The following is a 21,050-nucleotide window of genomic DNA, read 5'->3' as shown; positions in this document are numbered from 1 at the left end:
TCAAGCCTTGCCGCCCGACTTGAAGGCTTGCCACATCTCCTTGAGCAGACCGCGCTTGATGGCCTTGTTGCTCAGGGCAGCATCCGCATCCCACCAGCCTTCAGACTTCATCTTTTGTGCCGCCTTCACGAAGCGATGCGTGACCTCATCGAAATCCGCGTCGCTGTAGTTCAAGCTGAAGATCAGCCGGCCCGTGCCCACCCAACTGAGTGCCAAGCCTTGCTCACGCAAATAGAACTGCAGCATCCAGTTGTAGCGCGAGGGCTGGGTGTAGAACACCGTCCAGATCGATTGCATCTGCGCCACTTGCACCGGCACGCCGCCATCCTTCAGCGCCGCATTGAAGCGCGCGGCGCGCGAGTTCCAGCGATCGTCCAGGCCGGCGTAGATGGCCTGAATGGCCGGCGTTTGCAGACGGTCCAAGAACACCTTCATGGCGCCCATCACATAGGGGTGGGCGTTGAAGGTGCCGCGGGCGAAGCAGATGTCGGCCGGGCGCTCTTCGCGGAAGCGCTTCATCAGCGCGGCCTTGCCGCAGACCACGCCGACCGGCAGGCCGCCGCCCAGGGTCTTGCCGTAAGTGACCATATCCGCCCGCACGCCGAAGTACTCTTGCGCGCCACCGGGTGCCAGGCGGAAGCCCAAGAAGACCTCGTCAAAGATCAGCACAATGCCGTTCTCGGTGCAGACCTGGCGCAGCTTCTTCAACCAGGCGGTGTAAGCCGCGCGGTCATAGCCCGCACGGCGGCTGCTGTCCAGCAGCTGCGAGTCGCCCGGCGCGCCGGCGTTCGGGTGCAGCGCTTGCAGCGGGTTGATCAAGACGCAGGCCACGTCCTTGCGGGTGCGCAACACCTTCAGGCTGCGCTCGTCCATGTCTTGCAAGGTGTAGGTTTCGCGCGGCGGCAAGGGGTTGCCGATGCCGGGCTGCACATCCTCCCACCAGCCGTGGTACGCGCCGCAAAAGCGCACCAGGTTCTTGCGCCGGGTGTGATAACGCGACAGGCGCACTGCCTGCATCACCGCCTCGGTGCCGGACATATGAAAGGACACCTCGTCCTGGCCAGAGATGGCCTTCAGGCGCTGCACGTTCTCGGCCACGCAGGGGTGGTAAGCGCCCAGCACCGGGCCGAGCTGATGGGTCAGCGCAATGCCTTCGTCCACACACTCGCGGTAGAAGTCGTAGCCGAAGACGTTGACGCCGTAGCTGCCGGTCAGGTCGTAGTAGGCGTTGCCGTCCAGATCGACCACCTGCACGCCGGAGGAGCTTTGCAAAAAGCTGCCGGTCTTCAGGTGCTGGCGCAGATAGGGGCTGAACTGGAAGGGCACACGGTAGCTGCCGGTGAACTGCAGGTCGGAGATGGCCTCGCGGGCCTGGGCCGACATGGCGATGCTCTTGGGGCTGCTTTGCGCCAAGGACTCCGCCAAGCGCTTGAAGCCGACGCGGCGGCGGCTGACGACGTCCTCGGGCGCGCCGTCCGAATTGAAGAAACGCGCCTCGTCGTAGGCGTAGCCCGGAATCCAGCCGGCCAGGCGCTTGGCCATGCGCGAGTGCCCGGCCAGCGAGCGGTGCTTGGCGCGCGACAGCTCAAGGCGGCGCTTGGCGCGCGGCAAGGTCCAGGCCAGTGCGGCCAGGGCCAATGCGGAAAGTGCAAAAGTTTGATGTTCCATGGGATGGGCAAGAAGTCCAGTCCCTTATCTAAACAGCGCTGCTTGACAGCCTCATGAATATGACAATCTCTGTGCGAAAGATGCTCCAACAGGAGGATCTCAATTTCCTGCTCACCAACCGCATTCCGCGCATTGCGCTAACCCGTTTGATGGGCAAGTTCAGCCAGATTCGCAGCCCGCTGCTGGCCAAGATGTCCATCGCCGTCTGGCGCTGTTTCACCGACCTGGACCTGAGCGACGCCAAGAAACAACGCTTCGACAGCCTGCACGACTGCTTCACCCGCGAGTTGCTGCCGGGCGCGCGCAAGGTGGACATGCGCGAGGACGTGCTCAGCAGCCCTTGCGACGCCATCGTCGGCGCCTGCGGTCGGGTGGAAGGCCGCCAAGTCTTTCAGGCCAAAGGCTTCCCCTATTCGATGCAAGACCTGTTCGGGCCGACGCAAGACACCTCCGCCTTTCAAGACGGTATGTTCATCACCCTGCGCCTGACCTCGGCCATGTACCACCGCTTCCATGCGCCGCAGGACTGCACGGTCGAGCATGTGACCCATATCGCCGGCGACACCTGGAACGTCAACCCCATCGCCTTGAAGCGCGTCGAGCGCCTGTTCTGCCGCAATGAACGGGCGGTGCTGCGCACCCGGCTCAAAAGCGGCGAGCCGATTGCCATCGTGCCGGTGGCCGCCATCTTGGTGGCCAGCCTGCGCCTGCACTTCCTCGACCTCTTGCTGCATGTGGACTACCAAGGCGCCAATGAACTGCCCTGCCAGGCCAGCTTCAAAAAGGGTGAAGAGATGGGCTGGTTCCAGCATGGTTCCACCATCATCGTCTTCGTGCCCAAGGGCTTTGAACTCTGCCCCGGCATCAGCACCGGCACGCAGATTCGCATGGGGCAGGCGCTGCTGCAGCGGGCAAATACTCAGGCGTGAGTGCGCTTGGTGTTCGGTTGCTCCGCTGACCTTGCCGATGATTGGGGCTTGTTCGGTAGGCACAGCAACCCGAACGTTTGGCGTTTCAACAGTAGCGCAAGCCCATCCCGAAGGTGGCCTGGCCCGACGACGGGCGATTTGTGCCCGGCCGAGAGCGCAGCGAAGCGGGGCAGGCGCGCGCAGCGCGCTTCAACTTCTGACTTGGCGGCACTTGTTTGAGCGCAGTGAGCTCCAACGAACGTAGCGAGTTTGCCGCCGCTGACCCGCGCAGTGAGCACCGAGGGCAGTCGGCTCGCAGAGCCGACCCGGGCACCATGAGCACGGCGGCGGGCCGGGTCACCTGAGCGAGCCAGTACGCCGCCAAGCCCTAAATTTCAGCGCTCAGCCAAGGCCAAACGCAGCGCCAGTCCAATGAAGACCGTGCCCGCCAACCAATTTAAGCCGCGTTGGGCGCGGGTGGAGCGCTTGAGCACCTGGCTGAGCGCGCCGGCAAAGTAGGTGATGGAGCCAAAAGAGATCAGCGTGGCGACGATGAAAATCAGCCCCAGTTGGGCGATCTGCCAGGCCACCGGGCCTTTTTGGGCGGTGGCGGCATCGTCCACAAACTGCGGCAGCAAAGCCAAGAAGAAAAACACCACCTTGGGGTTGGTCAGGTTCATCACCACACCGCGGCTGTACATCTTCAGGGGACTCAAACGCAGCTGAGCCTGCTCGGCCAAGGGCCCAACCGGCGCGCGCAAGACCTGATAGGCCAGATAAGCCAAATAGGCCGCGCCCAACAGCTTGAGCACGGTGAAGGCCAAAGCCGAGGCGGCAAACACCGCCGCCAAGCCCAAGGCAATCGCCGCCGAGTGCACCAACAAACCGGTGCACAAGCCCAGCACCACATAAAAGCCAGCGCGGCGACCCTGCATGGCGGACTGCATCAGCACGAAGACATTGTCCGGGCCAGGGGTGTAGCCCAGCAGCAAGGCCAGGGTGAAAAAGGTCAAGGCGGTGTCGAGCGTCAGCATGATGGGGCGGCGTTTGATGATTCAGATCGGGGCAACCCGAAGCGCGCCATTGTCACTCGCCCCGCTCACCACAAAAAAGCGCCCGGACAGACCGCCTCAATCTCAATAGCCCGCCGTCGCGCCAAGTCTTCCCCAGGGCTACCGCCCGAAGATTTGTCAGCCGATGTTCGTCGGGGTCTTGTGTTCTCGGCAATTCAAGTCACAAACAAAGGGCACGCATTCTTGCGGCCTTGCAGCGCGTCGATTAGAAGTTCTTTGTGCCTAACGTCGTAAACAACCGCAATCGCCGCGGCTTGTATCAGCGACTGGCTTGACCCACTCCTCGTCAAGTTCTTGATTGGGCGCTTCAGCCCCCTGCTGGCAACCGGTGCTTCCATCGTAGATGACCGGATTCAAGTACAGCCCGGCCACCGTCACTCTAAGCCCCCTCCCCACCAGAGACGATACGGGGAAGAATCTGCGTCACGCAGTGTGCTGGCGTGCAAAAGACGTAACAGGCCAACGAGATCAATCGCGCGCAATCCAATGGTTTCACGTGCAAACAACATAGCGAGTCGATATACCGGGATTACCAGCCTCAGGCCAATATTCGCGACGAATCCAGAAAATCCTACCGAACTACCTGTTGTGCCAGCGAGAACTCCTGGCGTTGCGATGAGAAATGCGTCCAGTGTTTCACCGTCTACGGTGGAAACACTCAGGTCCCTGGGAGTGACCATCAGGGCATTTTCAGGCATCCTGTTGCTGCTTGAAACGCTGCCGTTCGAACCATGTACGCCTGTCGCAACAACTGACAAGAGGTCGCCCATGAGTACACCGCAAAACGACGATATCAATCAACTAGTCGACCGTGCCCAGAACAAGTTGCGCGAGGATGCGCTGGGCTCCCAGGGGACAGCGGCGCGCAGACCCCTCATAGGTGTCAGTTTGAGCGTGCTGGCGTGGCTTGCGGCCATCTTCCTGTGGGGCTGGCAATTGTGGCCACAAGGGCCAAACGATGCTGAGATTGGTAAGGAGCTGGAGCTGCTCATCGGCGAGGCGCGCGACTCCGTGGAACGCTACGTCAAGGTCAACAATGAACTTCCCGTGCAACTACCCGCTCCTGCGCTATCCCTGGTCATCGGCTATCAAGTGATTGATCCGGCGGTTACACCGCCGCGCTATGCCCTCAATGGCCGGATCGGCCATGTTTCCCGGAGTTGGACCAATGCCGCCGCGCCGGGAGGTGCCCAATGATCTGCCACGGCTCACGCAAGCAAGAACGTGGTTTCACGATCCTCGAATTGTCGTTCTTAGTCGCCATCATCGCCATTCTGGCTGCCATCGCCCTGCCGTTTTATCGGGATTATGTGGAGCGAGCACATCTGGCCGATGTTCTCGTGGAATACGACGCCATGCGCGAGAAGGCGCAGATTGCCGCCCAGGAGAGCAGTCGCGATCTCTGCAACTGGAAAATCACGTGGAACGGCCGCGACAAAGATCCCGAAACTGCCCTTATCGAAACTATCGTCGGCGATGGCATCAAGGCCCTTGATCCGAGTCGCTGGAAGCCCGCACTGACTCATTTCACGAGTGTCACCGGCAATGATCAAGCGGCCCCGCTCACCGTGCAGTTTGGAGGCATCGGACCCGAAGGGGTTGCACGCACGCGCCTGTTAGCCGCCGAGTTCCAGAGAATCGGCGCCTTCAACCAGTGGGTGCGTGATTCCGCCATTGTCGCCACTTTCACCGTGCTCCTCGGGCAATGCAAGAGCGGTCACCCGGCATCAACGATCGTTGCGACCACGGTCACGCAGTCGCCCGCGGTCGCGACGCCGGCGCCGTCCTGCACCGCGGCCCAGCAACTCAACGCCGACCGCTCGCAGTGCGTTCCCAAGGTCTGCGCCAAGGGTTTGGTCCTCGATCCGGCCAGCGGTGCCTGCAATCCGGGTTGCAAGCCAGATGAGTACGAGCCGATGTTTCTGGTTCGCGGCGGATTTACGGAAGGCTTCAACCAGCCCAAGAGCGGTCCTTACATCTGTTTCAACCGGACGACGGAGGCCTGTCCGCCTGAGCGGCCGATGGCCGGAATCAAGGACGGCGCCCGCATTTGCGACCCGATGTACGGCAACCAGCCCACGATTGCGGCGGCCCCCAAACCAGCCGGGTGCAGCCGCGGCGGCGCAGCTTTGAGCCCCTTCACCGAAGCGACGCTGGCGCAAAAGCTGCCCTACAAGGCGGTGGATTGCGCGGGTAATGATCCCAGCATGTGCGAGATGATGGCATCGCCTCACGGCGCGGTGACCTGCCCGGCCGGCAGCTTTCCCGCCGTCAAGCTCGTCAACCGGGCAGATGGCACTCGTGATGTCGAGCGGCTCTGCATGCCGGCGGAGCAATGCAAGGTGGATTACTGGCGGCAGAGTACGCAGTTGGACGACTGCACAACCTTCGATCCGTCTCGTTCCAATACCAAGCCATTCCAGTGTACCTATTGCTGCGCCGGCGACAACTGCAACGGCTTCGATCTGGACGCGTCCGGCAACAAGGGAGATGCCTACTCACCGGCGTGCCCCGTAAACCCAGCGCTGTTCGTTCACTGGGACTGACAACCATGGCCAAATTGTTGCCCAGGCACTCCTGTCGCCTGACGCGGCAGGGTCTCCTCATGAAAGAAATGCCATGACCCACTGGCTGCTCGATCTCGCAATCAAGGCCTACCCGGCGCGCAATATTTCTCCGCAGACTCAACTGCCGGAAACGCCCGGCGAGCGTTGGGAACTGGTTGCCGCGCTGGCAGGCGTGACGTCCCACGAACTGGCGCAGATGGTGGCCGACCGGTTCGCTCTCAAGCGGGCATCCGTGTCACAAATCAACAAGCACCTCGCCCAGGTACTGCCGGCCCGCATTGCGCGGCGCCATGGCATCCTGCCGGTCAGTGCCGATGACCGGACCCTGACAATCGTCTGCTCCGATCCGACCGATGACGAAGCAGTCAAGGAAGCCGCTTTCGTTTCCTCGCGGCACATCGAACGGCTGATCGCCCCACCGCACGACATCGATAGCTGGATGACCCTGCTTTACGCCCAGGGTGCCGCGGGAGACCGGTCGAACAAGCTGAAAATGCTCGATCTGGATGACCGCGAAGTCGCCATGGCGATAGGCGACAACGCACCGGTTACCCGCCTTTGCCGCGCACTCTTAAAAAAGGCGATCGATGGCCGCGCCTCGGACATCCACGCCCACCCCTTTGCCGGGGGCGGGGTCGTCCGCTTCCGCATCGATGGCGTCTTGCATCGGATCGCCACCCTGCCCGGCGAGATTCTCGACGCGGTGCTGCGTTTCTTCAAGGCACAAGGCAAGATGGATCCGACCAATAGCCGAGTGCCACAGGATGGTCGGGCCAGCGTCACGCTGGGCAATCTTAGCTACGATCTGCGTGTTTCCTCCCTGCCGGCCACTGGCGGCGAGAGTCTGGTTATCCGGATCCTCGATCCGTCACGTGTCTACAGTCTGCAGGAGAGTCATTTCGCCAGCGCCACCAGCATGGCTTTGCGCCGCATATCGGCCAGCGCCAATGGGCTATTCCTGCTCACAGGGCCTACCGGCAGCGGCAAGACATCGACGCTGTATGCCCTGCTTGCCGCGCTCAATAACGTCTCCCGTCGAATCATCACAGTCGAGGAACCGGTCGAGTATCAAATTCCCGGCATCACCCAGATCGAAGTCAACGCGCAGGCCGGCCTCGGTTTCGAAACAGCCCTGCGCGCCATCCTGCGCCAGGACCCGGATATCCTCCTGATCGGCGAAATCCGCGACAAGGAGACTGCCGATATCGCGGTCAATGCCGCACTGACCGGACACCTGGTGTTCGCAACACTGCACACCATGGACGCCATGCGGGCCATACCGCGCCTGGTCGAATTGGGAGTCCGACCTACGGTCCTTGCTGATACGCTGGTTGGAGTCATGTCGCAACGCCTTATGCGCAAGCTGTGCACGCACTGCCGAGCGCCCGTGGTCGAGCCCCTGGCGCCGTTGGAGCGACTGTTCCGCGACCTGACCGACGAATCTCCGGTATATCGGGCTGTCGGCTGTGCCGAATGCAATTACACCGGGTACAGCGGACGCTTGCCCGTCGCAGAGGTCATCGAGGTCAATGACAGGCTGCGCGCAGCCTTTCTCGCGAACAGGATTGACAACGCCACACTGGTGGGAGCGCTACCCGATGGCTGGCAAAGCATTCAGGTCAATGCGGCGAATTGGATTGTTTCGGGTGAATCGACGCCGGAAGAAGCCTATGCCAATCTTGGCACGGCCTTCTGGACTGCCTTGAGCCATTCCAGTAAACGGCGTGTGCCAATTCAGGACGCAATCGCCCAAGCGAGCAATCACTCATCTGCCACGGCCCTGACCGCCTTGGTCGTCACACCCGATCCCGCTTTGGGCAATCGGCTTGTCGATCTGCTCGGGCATGCTGCCTACCAAGCCCGCTGGGAGGCTACCGGCTCCGGAGCACGGGCCATCCTTGAGGCCAATCAGGACGTGCAATTGCTGATCGCGGATACCGCAGCCGGAGGGGACTCCGAAGACATGCTCCGCAATCTGCGTCGAGAACTGGCCTGGTCCGGCTTGCCGGTGATCTTGCTGGTGGACCCGGCTGAATCGGACTTCCTGGCCCTGCTCGAGTCATTTGGCGTAACAGATTTTCTGCACAAGCCGGTTGTGCCAGAGTTGCTGATTTCGCGCGCACAGTCCGTGCTTCACCGCTGAATAGTCTGTCTACGACTTCAATAACCAAGAACAGGACTTGAAAGCGTCACACCCGCCCATATAATTCGATTGCTAGCACTCAAGCCAATCGAGTGCTAACGACCCAAGATACCCGGCCGGACCGGGTGTCCGAGGTCTCGAATATCCCTGACCGGTTCACTGGCCCCGCCAGCACCCGGCCCAACGAAGACCCGAAACTCTCTAGGAGATGTGATGAACCTGCGTCCTCTGCACGATCGCGTGATCGTTAAGCGCCTCGAACAAGAAACCAAGACTGCCTCGGGCATCTTCATCCCTGACGCCGCCGCTGAAAAGCCGGACCAAGGTGAAGTGCTGGCCGTCGGTAACGGCAAGCGCAACGACCGTGGCGACCTGATCGCCCTGAACGTCAAGGTCGGTGACCGCGTTCTGTTCGGCAAGTACTCGGGCCAGACCGTCAAGGTTGATGGCAATGAACTCCTCGTGATGCGCGAAGAAGACCTCTTCGCTGTGGTCGAGAAGTAAAGCTACTGCGCGACGCGCTGGCGTCGTTGGGCGGTGCTCGGAATCCTCACGTGCAGCAAGCACGCTCCGGTTCCTCCGCTCCGTCCGCCTAGCCAGAGCGCCGCTCGCTACGCTTTTCTTCTCAACCATTGATTGGGCAAGCAAAAGCGTGGTCCTTATTCACGAATTTGGAGAAATTTCATGGCAGCAAAAGACGTAGTTTTCGGCGGCGAAGCCCGCGCACGCATGGTTGAAGGCGTGAACATCTTGGCCAATGCGGTCAAGGTGACCCTGGGTCCTAAGGGCCGCAATGTGGTGCTGGAGCGTTCGTACGGCGCGCCTACCGTGACCAAGGACGGTGTGTCCGTGGCCAAGGAAGTCGAGCTGAAAGACAAGCTGCAGAACATGGGCGCGCAGATGGTCAAGGAAGTCGCTTCCAAGACTTCTGACAACGCCGGTGACGGCACCACGACAGCTACCGTGCTGGCTCAAGCCATCGTGCGCGAAGGCATGAAGTACGTGGCCGCCGGTATGAACCCGATGGACCTGAAGCGCGGCATCGACAAGGCTGTGACAGCCCTGGTCGCCGAGTTGAAGAAGGCTTCGAAGGCCACCACCACTTCCAAGGAAATCGCTCAAGTTGGCTCGATCTCGGCCAATAGCGACGAGTCGATCGGCAAGATCATTGCTGACGCGATGGACAAGGTCGGCAAGGAAGGCGTCATCACCGTCGAAGACGGCAAGTCGCTGGACAACGAGTTGGACGTCGTCGAAGGTATGCAATTCGACCGCGGCTACCTGAGCCCTTACTTCATCAACAACCCTGAGAAGCAAGCCGCTCTGTTGGACAACCCTTTCGTGCTGCTGTACGACAAGAAGATCTCCAACATCCGCGACCTGCTGCCTACGCTGGAGCAAGTGGCCAAGTCGGGCCGCCCGCTGCTGATCATTGCTGAAGATGTGGACGGCGAAGCGCTGGCGACCCTGGTGGTCAACACCATCCGCGGCATCCTGAAGGTTGTGGCTGTGAAGGCTCCTGGCTTCGGCGACCGCCGCAAGGCCATGCTGGAAGACATCGCCATCCTGACTGGCGGCAAGGTCATCGCCGAAGAAGTCGGCCTGACTCTGGAGAAGGTCACTTTGGCCGATCTGGGCCAAGCCAAGCGCGTCGAAGTGGGCAAGGAAAACACCACCATCATCGACGGCCTGGGCGCTGCAGCTGACATCGAAGCTCGCGTCAAGCAAGTGCGTATTCAGATCGAAGAAGCGACCAGCGACTACGACCGTGAAAAGCTGCAAGAGCGCGTGGCCAAGCTGGCCGGCGGTGTTGCACTGATCAAGGTTGGCGCTGCCACCGAAGTCGAAATGAAGGAAAAGAAGGCCCGCGTTGAAGACGCCCTGCACGCCACTCGCGCTGCTGTGGAAGAAGGCATCGTGGCCGGTGGTGGCGTGGCTCTGCTGCGCGCCAAGCAAGCGGCTGGCGCCATCAAGGGCGACAACGCTGACCAAGACGCCGGCATCAAGCTGGTGCTCAAGGCCATCGAAGCTCCTCTGCGCGAAATCGTGGCCAACGCCGGTGGCGAAGCCTCGGTGGTCGTGAACGCTGTGTTGGCCGGTTCGGGCAACCACGGCTTCAACGCTGCCAACGACACCTACGGTGACATGATCGAAATGGGCATTCTGGACCCGACCAAGGTGACACGTACTGCGCTGCAGAACGCCGCTTCGGTTGCTTCGCTGATGCTGACCACCGAGTGCATGATCGCTGAAACACCGAAGGACGACGCTCCTGCCGGTGGCATGCCTGGCGGCATGGGCGGCATGGGTGGCATGGGCGATATGGGCATGTAATGCCTGCGGGGTCAGGACTTGCCTTCACCGGCAAGACCCGGCCCCCATCGCTCGGCACTTGAGATGCCGATCGGTGAGAGTTTTCTCACGCAAAGGGGAGTCGCGAAAGCGGCTCCCCTTTTTTTCGTCCCGCCAGGGCTCAATATGTCATGCTGGCGGTCACTCCGTGCTGCCGATTGATAATCAAAGCCTCCCTGGCCAAGCCTTTTCCATGTCCTCGCGTCCGACCCTGCAATCTCTTTTAGACGAAGCGCTGAGCGAAGCGCCGGCCTTGAGCCGCCATTTGCTCAACACGATCCAAGCCGCGCTGGACTCCCGCACCCAATATTTCCCCCTGCTGGAAGGCTGGCGCCGCATGCGCGCCCGCTTTTGCCAGGACTTCCAGTCAGCCCTGATTCCCCTGATTCAAAGCGCAGGACAAGGGCACGACCCGCTCCAGCAGCAGCGCAGCGCCGGCGGACTGGACTCTTTGCGCCTGGTGGATGAGCGCCAGGCCCTGCAGGATGTGGCCATTGCCCATGTGATCCAGGCGGTGGAAGACCAATCTCGCCCCGAGTTGCATCAACTCGGCAATTTCTTTGCCGCGCTGCGCGGCACTGCGCGCGCCCGCAAGAACGAAAACCCGCTCCGGCCTGCACTGTTTGCGCAAGCCTTGCTGCAGGCCTTGTCCAGTACGGAGATGGAGCCACAGCGCCGCTATGAGTTGATGCAAGTGGCCGCCACCCCCATGGCCCAGGACCTGCACCGCATCTATGGCCAGTTATGCGCCAGACTACGCGCGGCCGAGCTGAGTCAGTTGGTGGCCAGCCACGCGTCCAGAAGCCAAGACACCAATGCCGCCCACCGCTTTGCGCTGGCCAGCCGCCACAGTGAACCGGCCACGCTGGACGGTTTGGCGCGCCGTGTGCAGGAGCACAACACGCGGCCGCAGGGCATTGGCGCCAGCGCATCGGGCCAGGCGCCGGTCTTCATCGCCAAGGCCGGGCCCGATATGTTGAGCCGGCTTTACGACCAAATCCTGGCCGACCCGCGCTTGTTAGCACCGCTGAAAGCCTTGTTGGCCCGGCTTCAGGTTGCCGTGGTGCGCTTGTCGCGCAATGACTCCAGCTTGCTGCATCGCCAAGACCATCCAACTTGGGCCCTGCTGAACCGGGTGGCAGCACATGGCATGGCCTTCGAGCGGGCCGATGACGAGCAATTCCAAAGCTTTCTACGCAGCATGGACGTTGAGGTTCAGGGGCTGATTGACGCCCCCTTGCCCACCGCAATGCTGTTCGAGCAGACGTTCAGCCGAGTGGACAAGATGCTCAGCAAGCAAGCGCAACAGCGCAGCGAACGCAGCGCCGCCGCCCTCGCCTCACTAGAACGCGAACAGTTGCGCAAGCAGTGGCTGGACCTGCTGCGCGAGCAACTCAGGGCGCAGACCGCTGATGCCCCGTTGGGGCCTCGGCTGCGCCAGTTCTTGCAAACCGCATGGGCCGAGGTGATCGTGCAGGCCATGGTGCTGCATGGCCGCGAGTCCGAGGCGGCCATGGCCCGCATTGAATGGGTCGACGAGTTGCTGGAGAGCCTGCACACGCCGATCGACGAGCCCGCTCGCCACGCACTGCGCCAGCGCTTGCCGGCGCTGATCGACGCCTTGCGCTCGGGTTGCGAGGCCATCGCGCTAGCCGCTGACAAACGTGAATCGGTGATGCAGGAGTTGATGCAGCAGCACAGCCGACTGCTGCGAGGCATGAGCGCACTGGATGAAAGCGACACCGTGCCGCAGTCGCTGGCAGACGCCAACGGATCCCGCGAACTGAGCCAGGAAGAATTGCTGCAGCGCTTGTTGAACGAGCGAGAGTCGCAACTGCCCGAGCATTGGGCTCACACCCGCGTCGACCGCGGCGAGTTGCCAACGGTGCCGGTGCAGTTGTACGACCAAGACAACCAGCGCGCCTCGCTGGCTGCCATCAAGGGCTGGATGGACGCGTTGCATATCGGCGGCTGGTACCACCTCTTCATCCAAAGCGACTGGCTGACCGCGCAGATCGCATGGATCAGCGACAACCAGCAGTACTACCTATTCGTCGGCCAAGACTCCGACGAGCGGCACTCATTGACCCGCGCAGCCCTGGAACGTTTGCTGGCCAATGGCCTGATCACCGCCCTGGACGAAACCAGTCTGCTGCAACGCGCCGTCGACACCTTGATGCAGGACCTCGCCCAGCAAGGCTAATCAGATCGAAGCCACAAAGGCTTCGATCGCCTCGCAGATCAACTGAGGCTGCTCGTGAATGATCCAATGCGTCGCACCCGCCACGCGGCGCAACTGCATCTGCGGCACGAACTGATCCAAACCCTCCAATAGCGCCGGCGGCAAGGCCGTATCGGCCTCACCCCAAATCACCAAGGTCGGCAGCGCCGCCGTCACGAATTCGGGTGCAAAACTGAGCGTCATCAGCGAGCGATCCGTAGCCGTTGGCGGGCGCAGCGGCGAAGCACGGTAGTAGTTCAAAGGACCACGCAAACCGCAGCCCCATATTGCGCGATAGCGTTGCCGGGTGCTCGCATCCAGCCAAGTGGCCGCGCCCATCTGGGTCAAGAAGGGCCAGAGTCGCTCGTAGTCATTGGCAGCGAGCAGTGCTTCAGCGTCCGGCCGGCACAAGAAGTTCATATAGGCGCTGGCGGCTTGCTGAGCCGGGTTGCTTTGCAACTCGCGCAGAAAGGTCGCCGGGTGCGGCGAGTTGATGATCACCAAGCGGCGCATCAGATCGGGCCTTTGCACGGCCAGATTCCAAGCCAGCGCGCCGCCCCAGTCATGCGCCACCAGCGCCGCCAAGGGCTCTGTACCACCCCAGGCGATCAAGGCCGCGATGTCCTGCATCAAAGGCTTGACGCGATAAGCATCCACCTCGACGGGCGCACTCGAATGCTCGAATCCGCGCAGATTCGGCGCTAGGCATCGGTAACGCTTCCCCAGGCTGAGCATCACCTCGTCCCAGATGAAGGCGCCCTCGGGAAAACCGTGCAAGAACAACAGCCGGGGCGCGCCTTCCGGGCCACAAGCGCGGCAAGACAGGCTGATGCCATGGGGCAGCAGCACATCAAAGCTGTCTATTTGCATCCACCACCCTTCCTTTTCAGCCGCCCAGTATCCGGGCGGCACGAGGGCTCAGCGTGTCATACCGGTGACAGCGGAGTTGCGGAGTTTGGATTTGCCTCGACATTTGTGCCCTGGGCTTCGGCAGCCACGGCAGCCGCAACTGCAGCGGCATTGAATTCCGCTTCGGTCACCACGCGCGCCGCCTGCACCCAGGCATGCAGGGTCTGCGCCACCTTGGCGACGCCGAGTTTCTTCAGGGCCGAGAACAGCGTCACGGTGATGTCCGACGCCTCGGTCTCCAGCTGTTTCATATAGGCGCGGGTGCCAAACAAAGCGGCATCGGCGTCCTTGCGATTGAGCTTGTCGGCCTTGGTCAACAAGACCAGCAGCTTGACTTCGCCAGAGCGCACGCGCGGCTCAACGAACTCCAGCAACTGCTTGTCCAGATCGGTCAGACCCAGACGCGAGTCCACCATCAGCACCACACCCGAGAGGCTACGCCGCACCGCCAGATAGTCGGCCATGACCTTTTGCCAACGCAGCTTGGCGGCCTTGGCCACCGCGGCATAGCCATAACCAGGCAGGTCGGCGAACCAGGCGTTGGCGGCATCTTTGGGACCGAGCTCAAACAAATTGATATGCTGCGTCCGACCAGGTGTTTTGGAGGCAAAAGCCAAGCGCTTTTGCTGAGCCAAGGTGTTGATCGCGGTGGACTTGCCGGCGTTGGAGCGGCCCACGAAAGCAATTTCGGGCAGCTCACTCGCAGGCAGATGCACCAACTCGCTGGCCGTTGTCAAGAAACGGGCCGTGTGGGTCCATCCCAACACCACCTTGTCCGATGGCGATGTCTCAATTTCCGCAGAATGCTGCGGCACAGAAGAGGTGTTGGTCATGAAGTGTTCTGGCTGAATGGATTGCCATTGTAAAATCTTAAAGTTGCGCTTACCGAATCTATAAATTCATGACTAAGACTGCCGCTTTCCTGTTGTCGGGCCTCCTGCTTGCCGCTTCGGCCGCAAATGCCAACGAGGCCAAGGCCTCTTCCAAGCCTGATCTGGCCAAGGGTCAAGCCATTTCGGCCCAGGTTTGCGCCGCCTGCCACACGGCAGACGGCTCGCGCGGCAGCCCCGCCAACCCCATCCTGCAAGGCCAGCACCCCGAGTACTTGGCCAAGCAATTGACCGAATTCAAGTCCGGCGCCCGCAATAACGCGGTCATGAAGGGCATGGCTTCGACCTTGTCCGACGAGGACATCAAGAACGTCGCCGCCTTCTACGCCTCGAAGACCGCCAAGGCCGGATTTGCCAAGAACAAGGACCTGATCACCCTGGGTGAGAAGATCTACCGTGGTGGCATTGCCGACCGTCAGATCCCCGCTTGCGCTGGTTGCCACAGCCCCTCTGGCGCCGGTCTGCCCGCCCAGTATCCACGTCTGGCCGGCCAACACAGCGACTACACCGAGTTGCAGCTGAACGCCTTCCGCGCCGGCACCCGTGCCAACAACGCGCAGATGGCCGGTGTGGCCGCCAAGATGAACGACCGCGAGATCAAGGCTGTCTCCGACTACATCGCCGGCCTGCGCTGAGTCCTGCTCGGCACTATTCAAGCCGAGCCGCCGTCAGGCTACATATCCTCAAAAAGGCCGGTGAGATTCACCGGCCTTTTTTCTTGGTTCTCGCACTAGATCCCGATGTCCACCGACACCCCCACCATCTGCGAATCCCCGGGCAACACCCCGCCCGAGTCCCCCCGGCCCGCGGGTGAATGGGGCCGCGAACTGCTCGATTTGCTGTCCTCGATGCGCTTTGCCATCGCCCTGTTGACGGTCATTTGCATCGCCTCCGTCATCGGCACCGTGGTCAAGCAACGCGAACCACTGAACAACTACGTCAACCAGTTCGGCCCCTTCTGGGCCGAGGTGTTTGGCAAGTTCGACCTCTACACCGTCTACGGCGCCTGGTGGTTCTTGTTGATCCTGGCCTTTTTGGTCATCTCCACCAGTCTGTGTATTGCGCGCAACGCCCCCAAGATCATTCATGATCTGAAAAACTACAAAGAGCATGTCCGCGAGCAATCGCTGCAAGCCTTTCATCACAAGGCGCTCGGGCATCTGAATGTCGCCCCGGAAGCGGCGCTGAACCAAGTGGCCGCCTATTTGACGGCAGAGGGCTGGAAGGCCAAGGTGCAAGCCCGCGAACGAGGCGTGATGGTGGCGGCCCGCAAGGGGTCGGCCAACAAGATCGGCTATCTGGCGGCGCATTCAGCCATCGTGCTGATCTGCCTGGGCGGCCTACTCGACGGCGACCTGCTGGTGCGCGCCCTGATGTGGGCACAGGGCAAGACCATTTACCAAGGCGGCGGTTTCATCAGCGAGGTCAAGGCCGAGCACCGCTTGAGCACCAACAACCCGAGCTTTCGCGGCAACTTGATGGTGCCCGAGGGCGGGCGCGCCGCCACGGCCATTTTGTCCATGCCCAACGGCGTGGTGCTGCAGGACCTGCCCTTTGATGTGGAACTGAAGAAGTTCATCGTCGAGTACTACGACACCGGCATGCCCAAGCTGTTCGCCAGCGATGTCAGCATCCGAGACCATGAAAGCGGCGCCATCACCGAAGCCAAGATCAAGGTCAACGAGCCCCTCATCCACCGCGGCGTGGCGATTTACCAGAGCAGCTTCGAGGACGGCGGCTCCGACTTGAAGCTCACCGCGCGGCCCATGGGTCGCGCCGATGCCCCCGGCGGTTCCTCATTCGCCATCGAAGGCAAGGTCGGCAGCAACACCGAACTGAAGAGCGAGACCCAAAAGCTAACGCTTGAATTCGCCGGCCTGCGGGTCATCAACGTGGAAAACCTGGGCGGCAACCCCAACGGTGCCGGAGGCACCGATGTGCGCAAGGTGGATCTGGTTGACTCGCTGCAAAACCACCTGGGCAGCGGCGCCAAGCCCAAGGGCGACAAGGCCTTGCACAATGTCGGCCCGTCCTTCAGCTACCGCTTGCGCGACGCCGCCGGCCAGGCGCGCGAGTTCAACAACTATATGGTGCCGGTCGAGTTGGATGGCCAACGGGTCTTCCTGGCCGGCGTACGCGAAAGCGCGACCGAGGCCTTCCGCTACCTGCGCATTCCGGCCGATGATCAGCAAAGTATGGACGGCTGGCTGCGCCTGCGTGACGGTCTGATGGACAAGGCCCTGCGTGAGCGCGCCGCGCGCCGCTACGCCGAGGCCGCCACGCCGAACGACAAACCGCAGATGACGCCACAGCTGCAGGCCACCGCCCGCCGCGCGCTGGCTCTGTTTGCCGGCGCCGAGGGCATCAAGCCAGACGACAAGACCACGCCCATCACCGGCGGTTTGCCGGCGCTGTCGCAATTCATCGAGGCCGAGGTGCCGGAGGCGGAGCGGCAGCGCGTCTCCGAGGTGCTCTTGCGCATCCTCAATGGCAGCTTGTTCGAGCTCTATAAATTGGGCCGTGAACAGGCCAAGTTAGCCGTCCCCACACCGGATGCAGCCACCCAGTCCTTCATGACGCAGTCGGTACTGGCGCTGTCGGACAGCATGTTCTACCCGGCACCGGTGCTGCTGCAGTTGGACGATTTCAAGCAGGTTCAGGCCAGTGTCTTTCAGGTGGCGCGAGCACCGGGACAGAAACTCGTATATCTTGGCGCCGTGCTGCTCATCATCGGCGTGTTTGCGATGCTCTACATCAAGGAGCGCCGCTTGTGGATTTGGTTAGAGCCCGCGCCAGGCCAAATCGAAGCCACCCGCGTTCGAATGGCTTTGTCCAGCACCCGTGAAACGCCCGATACGGGCACCGAATTTGAGCAACTCAAGCTTGATCTTTTGAAGGAAGGCGTATGAATTCCGCCAGCAGCACCGTCAGCCCCAACACCAGCAGCACTGCGAGCGCCAGCATTCTCATTGGGCGGCGCGGCTATTTCGCCAGCCGTGACCTCTTTGACTGGCTGTTCGCCGCCTTGATCATTGCCGGCGGCTTGTTCGCCTTCTCGCGCTACGGCGCATCGATGGACGGCTACGAAGAAGGCATTCTGATCTTCGCCATGCCGGCATTGATCGCCCTCGGTTGGTTCTGGCGACCGCTGCGCATTCTGGTGCTGGCCGCTGGCGCAGCCAGCCTCTTGGCCATCAATCTGTATGGGCAGAACACCGATGCATTCGGTGCCGACCTGGCCGCGGCCGACAAGGTCTTCCTGCTCAAGTACGCCCTCTCCAGCCAGAGCGCCATTCTGTGGATGAGCCTGCTGTTTTTCATGAGCACGCTGTTCTACTGGGGTGGTTTCTTCGCCAAGAGCGGCGAAAACAGCGTGGCCGAGGCAATCGGTTCGCGGCTGGCCTGGGGCGCCGTCTTCATGGCCCTGATCGGCACCATGGTGCGCTGGTTCGAAAGCCATCAGATCGCCCCCGACATCGGGCACATCCCGGTCAGCAATCTCTACGAAGTGTTCGTGCTGTTTTGCTGGATGACGGCGCTGTTCTACCTCTACTACGAGGCCCGTTTCAAGACCCGTGCGCTCGGCGCCTATGTGCTGCTGGTGATCACCGCGGCGGTGAGCTTCCTGCTTTGGTACACGGTGGCGCGCGAGGCGCATGAGATCCAACCGCTGGTGCCGGCCCTGCAAAGCTGGTGGATGAAGATTCACGTGCCGGCCAACTTCGTCGGCTACGGCACCTTCGCGCTGGCCGCCATGGTGGCCATGGCCTATCTGCTCAAGACCGCCTCGCAGCGCGCGCTGTTGATTGGTCTGATCGGCCTGCCGGTCGGCCTGATTGCGGCCATCTTGGCGGCGCGCTTTTTCGCCGCCGGTTTGCCGCCAGAAACCATCCAGGGTCTGGACGGCTGGGCCCGCAAGATGACGGGGCTGTTGGTGTTCTTCGGCATCTGCGTGGCCTTGCGCAAGCCTTTGACCGCTCGTCTGCCGGCTCTGACGACGCTGGAAGACCTGATGTACAAGTCCATCGCCCTGGGCTTTGCCTTCTTCACCATCGCCACCATCCTGGGCGCCTTCTGGGCTGCCGAGGCCTGGGGAGGTTATTGGAGCTGGGACCCGAAGGAAACCTGGGCCTTGATCGTCTGGCTGAACTATGCGGCCTGGCTGCATATGCGCCTGATGAAAGGCCTGCGCGGCATGGTCTCGGCCTGGTGGGCTTTGTGCGGCTTGGTGATCACCACCTTCGCCTTCCTGGGCGTGAATATGTTCCTGTCCGGTCTGCACTCCTACGGCACGCTGTAAACCGATATTCAAGCGGACACTCAAGCGGCTCATGCAACTCTCGCACCAGGCCGCCCAAAGCCATTCTTACCCGGCGACCTTGCGAATCTCGGCCCGCTGCTTGGTCAGGTTTTTACTCGCGTTGAGTGCCCTGATCGGCCTGGCAACCCAGGCCGCGCCCTTGCAAATCGCCACCGGCGAATTGCCGCCCTATGCAACGCAGTCGCGCGCGGACCAGGGCATTGCACTGGAAATCGTGCGCCGCGCGTTTGCGCTCTCCGGCCATGAAGTGGAGTACCACTTTCTGCCCTGGCCGAGAGCCCAGCAGGAAACCAAGGCCGGGCATTTCGACGCCTCGGCCTACTGGGGCGCATCCGCCGAGAGACGGCGCGACTTCCTGCTCAGCGACAACGTCTTGACCGAGCAATGGCTGATCGTGCACCGTCGATCCGTGCCGCTGCAATGGCGCGAAATAAAGGACCTGAAGGCCTACTCCCTCGGCTTCATTCGCGACTACACCTACACACCCGAATTCTGGGACTTGATCAAAAGCGGCTCGATCAAGGGCGACGCCACGCCCACGGATCTGGCCGGCTTGCGCAAAATGCTGCTGGGGCGAATGGACGCCATGCCCATGGAGCGCAATGTCGCGTGCGACCTCTTGAGCCGGCACTTCAAGCCCAGCGAAGCCGCAAAGCTCGCCGCCTACCCGCGCGCACTGACCGATAGCTTCACCACCCATCTGATCCTGCCTCCGCAACGCCCTCGCAGCGCGGGGTTGCTGGCCGACTTCAATCGCGGTCTCAAGCGCCTCAAAGACAGCGGCGAGCATGCCGCCCTGATGAAGTCGGTGTCATGCCCGATGGGTTGGAAGGAGGGGCCATAAACCCTGGCGCGTCTGGCGCCATCGAGAGACTTGGCGTTTTCTGCCCCCTATGAAAAGCCCGCGCTGAGCGGAAATTTCTAGCAAGCCGTAAGCTTTGGCCCTGCTGTCACGACTGACAGTCATTGCAACTCGACCACCAAAGGCTGCCATGCGCCGTGCTGAGCTTCATTCCGCTTTCGGATCCCAAATCCAGAGCTCCGACATCACTCCACAAGAAGTCTATTTGCGGCGCCGGCAATGGCTGCAAGTACTGGCTGCTAGCGGAGCGGGCACCGCCTTGGCCACATGGGCCGGCCGAGAGGCATTGGCCCAAGTGACGGGCGGCGGCAAGCTGGCCCAGTTGCAAGGGGCTCGCAGCGCAGTCGCCGGGGCCATGACGATGGACAAGCCCACCCGTTACCAAGACGCCAGCAGCTACAACAACTTCTACGAATTCGGCACCGACAAGGCCGACCCCGCGCGCACCGCCGGCACACTGAGGACCCGCCCCTGGACCGTCAGCGTCGAGGGCGAGGTCGGCAAACCCATGGTCTTCGACCTCGACAGCCTGCTCAAACTCAGCCCGATGGAGGAGCGTATCTACCGACTGCGCTGCGTCGAGGGCTGGTCGATGGTGATTCCCTGGGTAGGCTACTCGCTGGCCGAGCTGATCAAGAAGGTGGAGCCCACGTCCAAGGCCAAGTTCGTCGAGTTCACCACCCTGGCCGACAAGAGTCAGATGCCTGGCCTGCGCAATGGTTCGCTGGACTGGCCTTATGTCGAAGGCCTGCGCATCGACGAGGCCATGCACCCGCTGACCCTGCTGAGCTTTGGCATGTATGGCGAGGTCTTGCCCAATCAAAACGGCGCACCGGTACGCCTGGTCGTGCCCTGGAAGTACGGCTTCAAATCGGCCAAGTCCATCGTCAAAATCCGCTTCGTCGAAAAGCAACCCGTCAGCAGTTGGACCAAGGCCGCACAGCAAGAGTACGGTTTCTACTCCAACGTCAACCCGCAGGTTGACCACCCGCGCTGGAGCCAGGCCAGTGAGCGCCGCATCGGCGAAGACGGCCTGTTTGCCAAAAAGCGCCCGACGCTGATGTTCAACGGCTACGAGGCCCAGGTCGGGCAGCTCTACGCCGGCATGGACCTGAAGAAGAACTACTGATTCGAGC

The 21,050-nt window shown here is 61.8% G+C and carries 16 protein-coding genes and 1 other RNA gene; 13 read left to right on the top strand and 4 right to left on the bottom strand.

Translation table 11 applies throughout. The features are described from left to right. Positions 1–1,668: an aminotransferase class III-fold pyridoxal phosphate-dependent enzyme gene (locus WG899_RS21480; RefSeq protein WP_339597708.1), complete on the bottom strand. Its 1,668-nt coding sequence runs from the start codon at positions 1,666–1,668 to the stop codon at positions 1–3. 53 nt (positions 1,669–1,721) lie between these two features. Between WG899_RS21480 and asd the strand changes: the two genes are divergently transcribed. Further along, positions 1,722–2,597, top strand: coding sequence for an archaetidylserine decarboxylase (gene asd / locus WG899_RS21475; RefSeq protein WP_339597707.1), 876 nt, complete (start codon positions 1,722–1,724; stop codon positions 2,595–2,597). Between the two features lie 374 nt (positions 2,598–2,971). Here asd and WG899_RS21470 read toward each other — a convergent pair whose 3' ends face one another. Next, positions 2,972–3,610, bottom strand: coding sequence for a LysE family translocator (locus WG899_RS21470; RefSeq protein WP_339597706.1), 639 nt, complete (start codon positions 3,608–3,610; stop codon positions 2,972–2,974). Positions 3,611–4,417: 807 nt separating this feature from the next. Here WG899_RS21470 and WG899_RS21465 point away from each other — a divergent pair. The 7 genes from WG899_RS21465 (at position 4,418) to WG899_RS21435 (ending at position 12,914) form a co-directional block, all read left to right on the top strand. Beyond that, a complete protein-coding gene (locus tag WG899_RS21465; protein WP_339597705.1) occupies positions 4,418–4,846 on the top strand; it encodes a hypothetical protein in 429 nt (142 codons plus the stop codon). Further along, positions 4,843–6,195 carry a hypothetical protein gene (locus WG899_RS21460; protein ID WP_339597704.1) on the top strand — a complete coding sequence of 451 codons (1,353 nt, stop codon included), beginning with the start codon at positions 4,843–4,845 and terminating at the stop codon, positions 6,193–6,195. The genes WG899_RS21465 and WG899_RS21460 overlap by 4 nt, the downstream gene beginning before the upstream one ends. Positions 6,196–6,268: 73 nt before the next feature. Next, positions 6,269–8,359 (top strand): ATPase, T2SS/T4P/T4SS family, encoded by a 2,091-nt coding sequence (locus WG899_RS21455; RefSeq protein ID WP_339597703.1) that lies wholly within the window; start codon positions 6,269–6,271, stop codon positions 8,357–8,359. Between the two features lie 213 nt (positions 8,360–8,572). Continuing rightward, entirely contained in the window at positions 8,573–8,863 is a 291-nt protein-coding gene (gene groES, locus WG899_RS21450) for a co-chaperone GroES (RefSeq protein WP_263540526.1), read from the top strand. Positions 8,864–8,911: 48 nt separating this feature from the next. Next, positions 8,912–8,985: non-coding RNA, sX9 sRNA (locus WG899_RS21445), on the top strand. Between the two features lie 58 nt (positions 8,986–9,043). Continuing rightward, positions 9,044–10,693 (top strand): chaperonin GroEL, encoded by a 1,650-nt coding sequence (gene groL / locus WG899_RS21440; RefSeq protein WP_339597702.1) that lies wholly within the window; start codon positions 9,044–9,046, stop codon positions 10,691–10,693. Positions 10,694–10,904: 211 nt separating this feature from the next. Continuing rightward, positions 10,905–12,914 (top strand): DUF1631 family protein, encoded by a 2,010-nt coding sequence (locus WG899_RS21435; RefSeq protein ID WP_339597701.1) that lies wholly within the window; start codon positions 10,905–10,907, stop codon positions 12,912–12,914. Here the strand turns inward: WG899_RS21435 and WG899_RS21430 are convergent, their stop codons facing one another. Then, on the bottom strand, positions 12,915–13,802 hold the full coding sequence (locus tag WG899_RS21430; RefSeq protein ID WP_339597700.1) for an alpha/beta fold hydrolase: 888 nt from the start codon (positions 13,800–13,802) through the stop codon (positions 12,915–12,917). It abuts the gene before it with no gap. Between the two features lie 56 nt (positions 13,803–13,858). Continuing rightward, a complete protein-coding gene (gene yihA / locus WG899_RS21425) occupies positions 13,859–14,674 on the bottom strand; it encodes a ribosome biogenesis GTP-binding protein YihA/YsxC (RefSeq protein WP_339597699.1) in 816 nt (271 codons plus the stop codon). Between the two features lie 68 nt (positions 14,675–14,742). On the opposite strand from yihA, the gene WG899_RS21420 reads away from it, so the two are divergent. From WG899_RS21420 to msrP, 5 genes are all read left to right on the top strand, one after another. Continuing rightward, positions 14,743–15,366 (top strand): c-type cytochrome, encoded by a 624-nt coding sequence (locus tag WG899_RS21420; RefSeq protein ID WP_339597698.1) that lies wholly within the window; start codon positions 14,743–14,745, stop codon positions 15,364–15,366. A gap of 213 nt (positions 15,367–15,579) precedes the next feature. After that, positions 15,580–17,640, top strand: coding sequence for a cytochrome c biogenesis protein ResB (locus WG899_RS21415; RefSeq protein WP_339597715.1), 2,061 nt, complete (start codon positions 15,580–15,582; stop codon positions 17,638–17,640). Then, on the top strand, positions 17,637–19,031 hold the full coding sequence (gene ccsB, locus WG899_RS21410) for a c-type cytochrome biogenesis protein CcsB (RefSeq protein WP_339597697.1): 1,395 nt from the start codon (positions 17,637–17,639) through the stop codon (positions 19,029–19,031). The genes WG899_RS21415 and ccsB overlap by 4 nt, the downstream gene beginning before the upstream one ends. A 31-nt stretch (positions 19,032–19,062) precedes the next feature. Next, a complete protein-coding gene (locus WG899_RS21405) occupies positions 19,063–19,896 on the top strand; it encodes a substrate-binding periplasmic protein (RefSeq protein ID WP_339597696.1) in 834 nt (277 codons plus the stop codon). A gap of 148 nt (positions 19,897–20,044) precedes the next feature. Continuing rightward, complete coding sequence (msrP, locus tag WG899_RS21400) at positions 20,045–21,043, top strand: protein-methionine-sulfoxide reductase catalytic subunit MsrP (RefSeq protein ID WP_339597695.1); 999 nt, start codon at positions 20,045–20,047, stop codon at positions 21,041–21,043. The last annotated feature ends 7 nt before the right edge of the window (positions 21,044–21,050 follow it).

Origin of the sequence: Paucibacter hankyongi, assembly GCF_037482915.1 — a bacterium.
GTDB classification, from domain to species: domain Bacteria; phylum Pseudomonadota; class Gammaproteobacteria; order Burkholderiales; family Burkholderiaceae_C; genus Paucibacter_A; species Paucibacter_A hankyongi.
This window is presented reverse-complemented; position numbering and strand designations above follow the sequence as displayed.

What these genes read in the sequence shown, in the direction of transcription:
- WG899_RS21465 (WP_339597705.1), top strand. Translation starts at nt 4,418, where the DNA reads ATGAGTACACCGCAAAACGACGATATCAATCAACTAGTCGACCGTGCC.
- asd (WP_339597707.1), top strand. Translation starts at nt 1,722, where the DNA reads ATGAATATGACAATCTCTGTGCGAAAGATGCTCCAACAGGAGGATCTC.
- groES (WP_263540526.1), top strand. Translation starts at nt 8,573, where the DNA reads ATGAACCTGCGTCCTCTGCACGATCGCGTGATCGTTAAGCGCCTCGAA.
- WG899_RS21415 (WP_339597715.1), top strand. Translation starts at nt 15,580, where the DNA reads ATGCGCTTTGCCATCGCCCTGTTGACGGTCATTTGCATCGCCTCCGTC.
- groL (WP_339597702.1), top strand. Translation starts at nt 9,044, where the DNA reads ATGGCAGCAAAAGACGTAGTTTTCGGCGGCGAAGCCCGCGCACGCATG.
- msrP (WP_339597695.1), top strand. Translation starts at nt 20,045, where the DNA reads ATGCGCCGTGCTGAGCTTCATTCCGCTTTCGGATCCCAAATCCAGAGC.
- ccsB (WP_339597697.1), top strand. Translation starts at nt 17,637, where the DNA reads ATGAATTCCGCCAGCAGCACCGTCAGCCCCAACACCAGCAGCACTGCG.
- WG899_RS21470 (WP_339597706.1), bottom strand. Translation starts at nt 3,610, where the DNA reads ATGCTGACGCTCGACACCGCCTTGACCTTTTTCACCCTGGCCTTGCTG.
- WG899_RS21435 (WP_339597701.1), top strand. Translation starts at nt 10,905, where the DNA reads ATGTCCTCGCGTCCGACCCTGCAATCTCTTTTAGACGAAGCGCTGAGC.
- WG899_RS21480 (WP_339597708.1), bottom strand. Translation starts at nt 1,668, where the DNA reads ATGGAACATCAAACTTTTGCACTTTCCGCATTGGCCCTGGCCGCACTG.
- yihA (WP_339597699.1), bottom strand. Translation starts at nt 14,674, where the DNA reads ATGACCAACACCTCTTCTGTGCCGCAGCATTCTGCGGAAATTGAGACA.
- WG899_RS21460 (WP_339597704.1), top strand. Translation starts at nt 4,843, where the DNA reads ATGATCTGCCACGGCTCACGCAAGCAAGAACGTGGTTTCACGATCCTC.
- WG899_RS21430 (WP_339597700.1), bottom strand. Translation starts at nt 13,802, where the DNA reads ATGCAAATAGACAGCTTTGATGTGCTGCTGCCCCATGGCATCAGCCTG.
- WG899_RS21405 (WP_339597696.1), top strand. Translation starts at nt 19,063, where the DNA reads ATGCAACTCTCGCACCAGGCCGCCCAAAGCCATTCTTACCCGGCGACC.
- WG899_RS21420 (WP_339597698.1), top strand. Translation starts at nt 14,743, where the DNA reads ATGACTAAGACTGCCGCTTTCCTGTTGTCGGGCCTCCTGCTTGCCGCT.
- WG899_RS21455 (WP_339597703.1), top strand. Translation starts at nt 6,269, where the DNA reads ATGACCCACTGGCTGCTCGATCTCGCAATCAAGGCCTACCCGGCGCGC.